This is a genomic window from Flavobacteriales bacterium TMED191 (assembly GCA_002171975.2).
Lineage (GTDB): Bacteria > Bacteroidota > Bacteroidia > Flavobacteriales > TMED113.
Genome location: NHIO02000036.1, coordinates 1 through 9,593 on the forward strand (window position 1 = coordinate 1; position 9,593 = coordinate 9,593).

The window sequence follows — 9,593 nt, forward strand, 5'->3', positions numbered from 1 at the left end:
CCAACGGGAGTGCCAGTCGGAGCGGCATGCCGCACATGGGCTTTAATCTGGTGCTGGCGAGCGCGCCTTGGTATTTTTATAAAGACCCCCGTTTTTCAGACTGGTACGTTGTTGATGGATTCAGTGAAATTCCCGCTCATGAGTATTGGCATGTTCTCCACTTATCTCATTTGTCTAATAAAGATGAATATGGGAATAGGCTATTCGAGACTGATAAAGCGCTTGAGGGACCAGACTGGTTCGTGGAGGGCTCTGCCGTTTACATGTCATGGGTCGCGCTGACTAAACAGATTCAATCGGGCTATGTTTCAGTTCAGGGTAAGACCAGACCAGAATGCTTTGAGTGCGTAATGCAGATGGAACTACAACGAGGTTTGGAGGCCCGAAATCAGAACCCGGGATTAAAATTAGGAGATTTCTCTCACGAGATTGGACAAGGTGCTATTTATGGTTTGGGAGCGTGGGGAATCGCTTGGCTCTACAATTACGTGGATAACGATCGTGTACTTATCGACGCGATGTTCCCTAATTTGCAAGCAAAGGGCTGGGGAGCTTCTTTCGAGGATTCTTTTGGTCTGACACCCGAACAATTTTACGATGAATTCGAGGTGTTCTTGGACCTACCTTACAGCGAACAGATAAAGATCCTCCCTATCGACGCGGACGGAAAATATAAAGGGTACTAATTAGTCCTAAGGTAGCGTGTATGCCGGCCGAGAAAGCGTCTAGGGTGTAGCATTCAAATGCGTTAGTTCGAAGCACGACTTAGTTAAGGCAGTCCCTTAGGCGCATTCTTGGGTAGGATGATCGGCATGTTTCCTTATGGGTGGATTTGTTACTGTACGATTTAGGGATAACTCTGGCTAGTTTCGTCCACAAAACAGTTACTCAGTGTTTGTATGGTGAATAGAGAAACAACCAAGCCGATACACGTTTTACCTTTGCTTGGAAAGACCGACCGACATATGAAAACTCCTAAGGGAATAATCTTCGCATTCTTACTTTTGTCCGCAGTGGCAGCGCTGGCTCAGGGTGTCGACTCCGATGGGGATAGCGTCCCAGATGTGGCCGACGTATACCCCTTCAATCCTTTCAAAAGTACCGATGACTGGGGTCAGTCAGTTGAAGATTACCCAGAACTTTTTGTTGCTTCCGATATCTCTGAACTCAATAGGCAAGGTTTAACTAAAGACTTGAGGCTCGCTGTAAAGTATTTTGGGAAATATGAGTGGGAATGGTGGTCTGTAGGGCAAGGAATTGATGCGATGCTCGAACTGGCCAGTGCTTGGTGTGATCGAAGAATAGAGAGGGGGCAACTTTGGTATTACGAGCAATTTCGATCTGATCTGAATCGACTTAAATCAATTTGTTTGAGCCAGACTGCGCATCCTCATGCTAGCCTGAATTGGAAGACCGATTCTTCTAACAGCACTTTCTTCACCAACGACCTGAGCACCTTTGAGGGCTGGATGGAGCAATATCGGCAGGTAAGTGTTAATTCACCCAGTAGCTCTGCAAACGCCGGCATGGACCGAAACGGGGGCTACACAGCGACCCAAGCCTCTTGGCCCTTCGTTTTCGATCCCGTCACTAATCCTTCCGATTGGAATATTAAAGACTATCAAAATGCTGTCCTTGCATTTCATGAGTACTATCACGTTGTGCAAGCACAACACGTTTTTTCGAAAACAGAGATAGTTGATGAGACTAACAATACAGTCAGGCCAGAATACGGTCCGACAGCGTTCGCGGAGGGTTCTGCGAATTACATCAGTGAATATACGATAAGGAAACTTTCAAAACTCGGTATCTTTGAAGGCTCTGTTGAAGATTTCTCTATGAAGNACCTGATGCGATCTCAGATGGAAAGNATTCTNAGCATGCTCCCCAATTGCCCAAATTTCCAGATTGANAAATTAAANTATGGCAACTCGTGNGATCCNTATATTTTTGGAATGTGGGCTTCAGCCTATCTCACTAACAAAGTGAANAACATCAATGCTTTCCATGAGNTATTGTGGCCAAAGATAAANANACTNACGTANGTTGGTGCTTTTCAAGACACNTTCGGCCTGANTTACGATCAATTCAACNNTGAATTCAACCAGTTTTTAGCCTNACCGATTNCTGAACANTTAGCAATANTTCCTGACATGAATTTTGTAGCGCCCGAAGATATAACGCGAGAAAAAGCNGTATTCTCANTAGATTCGCTTTCAATACCCTCGGTCATGGTGGACGACAAGGCGTATAAGCTTGACNTGAAACTGATTGAAAATAGCGCATCGGGAATACTTTTCCNGGTCGGCCCCGTAGANAGNATCAATCTGCCTGAAGTTCCCAGTTCCATCTATTACNGCAANGTNGGAGTGCTTGATATACCNNAGGTAACNGTAGAATCTGAGACTTACANAGTTTCNCTCGAGTTAGAAANCCCGACTGATTTGAGTTTTAGACTTATCTNGGCCGAAGCGGTTGAATAAGTGACTCCCGGAAAATAAAGATAACTGAAGTAAAAAGCCCAGGATTACTGGGCTTTGTGTACGTTTTGGTACTGGTTGATAACGTGGTTTGGTAGCTATGGGTACTACTGAATAAACTATATAAGTATATGATAAATATGGATATTTAAAGTTTTATTGATATAGGTACCGTCAAAAATACCGACAAATTAATCCTTCCGATACTCATACAAAGCCCTCTTGGCCTCAGCCACCTTCAGCCAATCCGTAAGAGCAGGTCTCTCTTCCTTTTAGTTGTAATAATGAAAAAAACGCTTTAATCTAGGCGTTCGTTCATCTTTATATAAGACGGAAGTAGGGCTAGACCATCCTTTTCTCATTCCTGAGAATCTCTCAAAGAGAGTGGATATCTACCGAAGGAACGCGTTGCGAGACTGGTACGCATTTTTAAAATGCTATTTTATCGAAACGAAAACTGGAGGATGATATGATTTCTTTTTACAGAGGCTTTAAAACTGACGCTACCACAAAATCAATCAGAGGACGGGTGACTCCTTTCTCAGGTTGCTACAGGGGTATTCGTTACACTGCCAATGAAAATGGAAAGTCATCCAAGATATTGTCTGGTGTATACCGGGGAAATTCTTGGGTAGCTGCCTAGCGGTTACATTTGCAAAAGGAAGGAGGCGTAAGCCTCCTTTTTTTTGAATTAGATTTGTGCGTCAAACCGGACTACTGGCTGGCTTTAGCTACGCGGACTTGCTGATATTTGTGCACTACCCGTTGATCACTATATCAATTCTTCCCTGCCCATAAATTTTTTTAGCAGTGCTCTCCTTCGGCATACCTTTCAGACAAGTCATGGTGTTGAATTTATTNGGATAGTGATATTTTGCGGGGAGCTCGTCTCACAGTTTTCAGTGGTGGGCCNNCCANNACTNGAACCTGGGACCGACGGATTATGAGTCCCTCGCANACAATCAACNACAACTCACCACAACAGCCTGCGTCACTTGAAATAAGGTATCACTACAGCTTTTCTATTGCCACTTGTTGTCATTAGTTGTTGTTTCTTGCGTCGCAGTGGTCCAAATTTGGTCCAAGGAGCCGTGGAAAAGACTATTTGGGTTGAGATGGGGGAACAAGAAACTTGAGTTCATCGAACCAGTTTTCTATGACTGCTAAATGCGTTAAGTTCTGGACGACGTCTTCAGCGTTGATTAGCGTATCCTTTATAAACACGAACTCGTCCGTAGTGGAATTGTAGTCCACAGGCGGCCATTGATTTGACATGTAGTTAGCTGCGAAAAGCTGTTCCGGATTGAAGATTTGAAATTCATCAGGTGAATTTTCCAAATTCCTTGTTTGATACTTTGCGGCATTAATCTCGTTAGTGTACGTGTTCCACCAGAATAGCTCTGACTCGTTGCTGCTCCACATTGGGAATCTTCCGCCATTTCTGCTTATCTGCCACTTACCGGAGGTTATACTGGGGTAAGGTCTGACATACACTTCAAAGATTCCTGTTTCGTTACTCGAGTAAGCTATCCAATTCTCATCTGGAGACAAAGCAGCAAATTCGCTTAGTGATGGTCCAAGCGCCAGATTTGTCATTAGGGTTTCACTATTGCCATTCAGGTCTGCATTAAAGACTGAACGATTCGATCCAGCACTCAAGAGCAAACTCCCTGAGCTTGTTTCGTAGTGGGGGAGTGCTAAACCTTGAACGCTGAAAACTTTCTGAGCAGGCGCGGTTCCATTTGATGCTACAGTGCAAACCGTCAGACCGTTTTCGCATTGATAAAAAAGTGTACCTCCGTCGGCCGACCAAATTGCTCTGCCGCTTGTGAGATCAAAAGTACGTCTTCCAAAGGTTCCTGCTTCTATATCGTAGACCCAAACATCTGAGCCTCCTTCTTCTACCCGCATTACTGATAAAAACCTGTTATCCGGGCTAAGCTGAGGTGATCCATAATTAGCAAGTTCAATCGGTAACTCTCTTTCAGTACCATTCCGTGATACAAAAACAGGACGCTCGTTGCCCTGTCCGACTCCGGATATCCCTCCATTAACGAAGACCATTCTTCCTTCATTCGACAACGCATATCCAACGTTGCCATATTGCTCATAAATCTCCGTGTCAAAAATGAGAGGTACAGCGTCACCAGATACTGTCATTGTCGATGTATCAAAAGGCTGAGCCCAGATTGCTTCACCTCTTGCAAAGATTACATGTCCCGACTCGCTGTACACCGCCTTGTAGCCGACGGGAATTATTTCTCTCACATCTCCGGTTGTTAAATCGATTAGGTCGACGCTTGAATCTGCGTAACCACCCCGAATTCCATTTGTGGCAAGCAAAAATCTTCCATCGGGAAAGAGGTAAGGCCAAGTATATTCGTATTTTTTGTCCTCAGAATCGTCACCCTTTATTTGGGTCGCTTGCTCCGATGCCATGTCAAAAAATTTCAGACTAGAGGACTCTTCGTCAAGGTAGACGAGCGTTTGGCCTCGCACGGCTAATCCGCTGGGAGCGGCCTCTGATGCTATTACCGTCTGAGGCGTTCCACCTTCCACCCGAATTCTTTTAATAGTGCCGTCCTCATGGTAAAAAACCCACTGACCATCATTGGAAAACTGTGGGTATCCCGAAACATTGTTCATCGTCAACTCAGTGAGGATAGTTGGCTCATCGAAACTAGTCATGTCCTTGAGCATTAAAAATTGGGTTGGGGGATCATAAGATGCATATACGAGCGTTCTTCCATTCGGCGATATCGTGATATCAGTTCGAGCTCCCCACCCCCTTGCGCGAGTGTTGCCGAGGTTGATTTCATAGCGAAGGCTATTATAGGAAGGAATGTCTCGTACGATATTAACCGATGAATTCGATTCGGAGGTGAAAGAGCTCTGATCAAAGATGAAGGGCATCATATAGAAGCCAAAGAGCCCGATTACGGCGCATGACCCTATTCCAACAAAGACCAATGTTTTCTTAGGAGTTGAATGTGCTGGCTGAGGCTCTGATTTTACGCCGTCAGTATCAGTATGTTGAGCAGGCAACTTCTCATAGGCCCAGCCCACAAGCAGAGCTATTGGAAACCCCAGTATGAGTAAGAAAGTCAGTGTTTGAGCAACCCAAAGGGGTGTTTCGAACGTGGGCAACACGGCCTCGATCAACTGGATTAGCACCCAGACTACCAAACTGTAGCCAATTACTATTTTTGCAATATTGCTTTGCTTGAACCTTTCCCATTGGCTTGGCATCTTTTCCCCCAAGGTCACTAGAACTTAAACTTCCGCGTTGGTCAATATTACCAAATTCACTGTTGCGAACGAAAGCAAGCGAACAGTTTCGAATTTGTATTAGTGACATCCGCTGCCCCCAAATATTTCCTTATGCACTAATTTTGGTCATTCAGGGCTGCTAAAATTTTTGGTCCAGCATCTTTTATCAGCGATACTTATTTTGCTAGTATTTTCCCTTAAAGGACAAAGCGCAATGCAGCAACTTGTATTTTAGGGATTACAGTTTGTTTGAGACAGCTTGCAAGTCGTGATGACTTTTTCCCTTAGGTGGTTGCGAAACCGTTGGTTTTCCACTTTTACGTGGATTCTCGTTTGCAATATCGATCGAAATTCATTATCTCTCGCTACATTGGCAATTCCACTTTTAGCCAATTTTGCAGAAGTAAAAGCTCAAGAATCCAACTCTGCGTCACCGCGCCCGATTGCTCAGGCAACCCGGCTATCCAGACCACCAAAGGTAGATGGGATCATTATCAACGATCCAGCCTGGACTGATATTACCCCCAACAGCAAATTCACCCAGGTGCGCCCAAACGAGGGACTAGCGGCGACGCAGCCCACAGACGTATATATAGGTTTTGATGACGAGAAATTGTACGTCGGCGTCATGGCCTACGATGACAGTCCAGAATCAATTATTGTTTCAGACAGTCGAAGGGATTCTCCACTCAATGACACCGACAGTTTCAGGATCATAATTGATGGCCTATTGGATCGGCAGAATGGCTATGTTTTCGGTACTAATCCATCTGGAATGGAATTTGATGCACAAGTGATAAATGAGGGAGGCAGTGGTGGTTTTGGTGGCCGTGGTGGTGGCACCGGGGGATTTAATCTTAATTGGGACACGACATGGGAAGTAGAAGCCCAAATATTCGATGAAGGCTGGAGTGCGGAATTCGCGATACCGTTTCTTGCTCTGAGGTACCTTGGTGACGAATCGCAGACTTGGGGGATAAATTTTCAACGAAACATTCGTCGCAACAACGAAGAGAGCTACTGGGCACCTCTGGACCGTAACTTCAACCTTAATCGTGTGTCTGAAGCAGGTTACTTAGAAGGCATAGAAGTACCAAGTCAACGTTTATTTCAATTAACCCCTTACGCCTTGAGCTTGAACGAGCAAGGGGGCTTCCGATCCTCTGCTCAGTCTCGGGAAGAATACGGACTTGATGTAAAGTGGGGTATAACGCCAAGTCTGACATTGGACGCCACTTTCAATACTGACTTTGCTCAAGTGGAGGCGGATGACATACAAGTAAATTTAGATCGCTTCAGTTTATTCTTTCCAGAAAAAAGGCCTTTTTTTCTTGAAAATGCCGGCCAGTTTGCTGTTGGAGAGCCCCGCGAAGTTGAGCTTTTCTTCAGTCGTCGCATCGGCATTGATGCTGGCACGCAATTCCCAATTGAAACTGGAGGAAGGCTGACAGGAAAAGTTGGCAACAGTACCAATATTGGGTTACTACGGATGCAAACAGAAGGCATTGATGGGGCTGCTACTCAAAATGACTTTTCAGTATTGCGGCTCAATCAAGAGCTACCGAACCGGTCAGCACTTGGCTTCATGTTCGTTGAAAGAGCTGGAGGCAGTCTTACGAGTAACGATTCAGTTGACGACATAAATCGAACCTTTGCGATCGACGGCCGATGGGGATTTGGTGATTACACCGTGGTTAGAGGTTGGATTTCAAAAACTGATACGCCTAGATTAAGTGATCATGATGTTGCCGGAGGCATAACTTGGAATTACAACGATGAGAATTGGTCAAACTACGCTGGGTACTCTGAAGTTGGCAAGAACTTCAATCCAGAAGTTGGATTTTTAGCTCGAAAAGATTTCCGTAAGTATACTGCACGTTGGCTTTATCGATATCGCCCTCAGAATTGGGGGCGGTTGCAGGAAGTCCGTCCCCATATGACGTATCGAGGTTACTGGGACTTCGAAGGGAATCAACAGACCGGATATCTTCACATAGATAATCACTGGGAATTTAACAGTGGTATGGAAATTCATACAGGCACTAACTTCACTCAGGAAGGGGTGTTTGAGCCATTTGAAATCGTGAAGGGNGTTGTGGTGCCCATTGGAAATTACAAGCATAAAGAGGCTCAATTAGTGTATCGGAGTAATCAGAGTGCGCCATTAAGTGTAAATTTCCGATCCTTTATTGGTGGATTCTTTGGCGGCGAAAGAAAAAACCTTGACTCGACTATTCGCTACCGAATAGGTGAGAAATTTACAAGCGAACTAACCTGGAGCCACAGTAATATAAATCTGCCATTCGAAGGGGGCGACTTCGAAGTAGACATTGCTAGGTTCAGAGCTACGTATGCGTTTACACCGCGCATGACTGTTCAGACTCTTGTTCAATACAATAAGCGAGATGATGTGCTGTCGACTAATTTACGTTTCGCTTGGCTTCAGTCAGCGAATGCTGGTCTATACATTGTTTTTAATGAAGTCGATGAGGGCAGTTTGATGTTTGGTCCAAGGGCCAACGCGCAACAAATGGCGATCAAGTATTCTCGTATCTTGAACCTTTTTAATTGAATTCCTTAATTGGAATTCACACAAGCCAGACCTTCATTCGGCGTATTAAAGCTTTGTCCTTTATCTCTGTGTTTGCACCAAATTTGTAAGGAGTTGCTCACTTGGTGCCTACTTACGGAAATGCAGTTGTAAAGTTAAACCATACGAAAACCTAACCATCTTAACGCTTTCCAAATTATGAATGAGAGATTATGAGAAAGATCGATATCAACGCGTTAATACAGTTACTAGGTATTGTAGGAATAATCGGGTCCCTAGTCTTTGTTGGGTTGGAAATGCGCCAATCTCAAAGAATTGCTGAAGCAGCTCAGCAACAACAACGAAGCTCGGATGCGATGGCAATGATAAATACTCTAAATGAGATTGAAGCAGATTGGCAGTCTATAGTGTGGGAGCGCAACCCAAACTACGGTGATTTGTACACGAGAAATGAAGTGATTCAACGGAACCTCTTTCACCTCGGGCTGTATCTTGTGGAAAACGATTATTATCAATATTCACAAGGGTTGATGAACGAGGACGTTTGGATGGCAAAGATAATTACGAACTTAGAGGCGATTACTGCACTATGCTCTTTAAAGCCGCTACTAGATACTCGACTGCCAAGTTTTCCTGCTGAATTGCAAAGTATCTTTGTTGAATTCCCGGATGCCTGCCCGCAGGGCTAACTATAAGACTCTCGGTGGGCGCATGACATGCACCTAGTGCAATGCCCTATCAAAACGGCCTCGGCATGATCTGTAAGAAGAGACCATCACCATGAAGTAAATTGATTTATAAAGAAAGTACATATCGTTATATGTGGACTCGTTCTTCTCTCTGGATGCGATCGAAAAGGCCCACCTCGCTAGTTGTTCTGGTGGCGTCTCGTGGTTCGAATAGCGTGTAGCGAGGACATCAAGGTCGTAAGCTTCGACCAGGACAGCCGTTAGTCGAATGCTTCTGGCGCTCGCGCCTCTAATTCAGGGAACCAATTTTCAACCACAGTGACGAACGTTTGCTCAGCAAGAAGCTGGGCTTGAGTGAAGGNTAATTCGCCACCTGAGGCAACCATTAGAAACTCATCCTTTTTTGAGGAGTACTGCCAACCGGGATTGATTCTATTGCCTTTCNCCTGCTNNCTTGAAAACATTTCCNTNNGNTCAAAAAATCTTATCGAAGCTAAGTCGCTGCTTTGCGATTGCTCCACTTTGAATTCAGAAGAATACTGTTTCCCTTGCCCGCTCCAAAAAAATATCTCGCTGTCACTACTCCAAAGTGGTGTTCCTCCG

3 protein-coding genes are annotated in these 9,593 nt (G+C 44.8%); 2 read left to right on the forward strand and 1 reads right to left on the reverse strand.

Annotated features, from left to right (window positions below; translation table 11 throughout):
• Nucleotides 1-3,581: 3,581 nt before the first annotated feature.
• A complete protein-coding gene (locus tag CBD51_003930; protein RPG58977.1) occupies nucleotides 3,582-5,729 on the reverse strand; it encodes a hypothetical protein in 2,148 nt (715 codons plus the stop codon).
• 538 nt (nucleotides 5,730-6,267) lie between these two features.
• On the opposite strand from CBD51_003930, the gene CBD51_003935 reads away from it, so the two are divergent.
• Together CBD51_003935 and CBD51_003940 are read left to right on the forward strand one after the other, a co-directional pair.
• The gene (locus CBD51_003935; GenBank protein RPG58979.1) at nucleotides 6,268-8,322 is read left to right on the forward strand and encodes a hypothetical protein; all 2,055 of its coding nucleotides are present in this window, start codon (nucleotides 6,268-6,270) and stop codon (nucleotides 8,320-8,322) included.
• Between the two features lie 191 nt (nucleotides 8,323-8,513).
• The gene (locus tag CBD51_003940; protein ID RPG58978.1) at nucleotides 8,514-8,990 is read left to right on the forward strand and encodes a hypothetical protein; all 477 of its coding nucleotides are present in this window, start codon (nucleotides 8,514-8,516) and stop codon (nucleotides 8,988-8,990) included.
• The last annotated feature ends 603 nt before the right edge of the window (nucleotides 8,991-9,593 follow it).

What these genes read in the sequence shown, in the direction of transcription:
- CBD51_003930 (RPG58977.1), bottom strand. Translation starts at nt 5,729, where the DNA reads ATGCCAAGCCAATGGGAAAGGTTCAAGCAAAGCAATATTGCAAAAATA.
- CBD51_003940 (RPG58978.1), top strand. Translation starts at nt 8,514, where the DNA reads ATGAGAAAGATCGATATCAACGCGTTAATACAGTTACTAGGTATTGTA.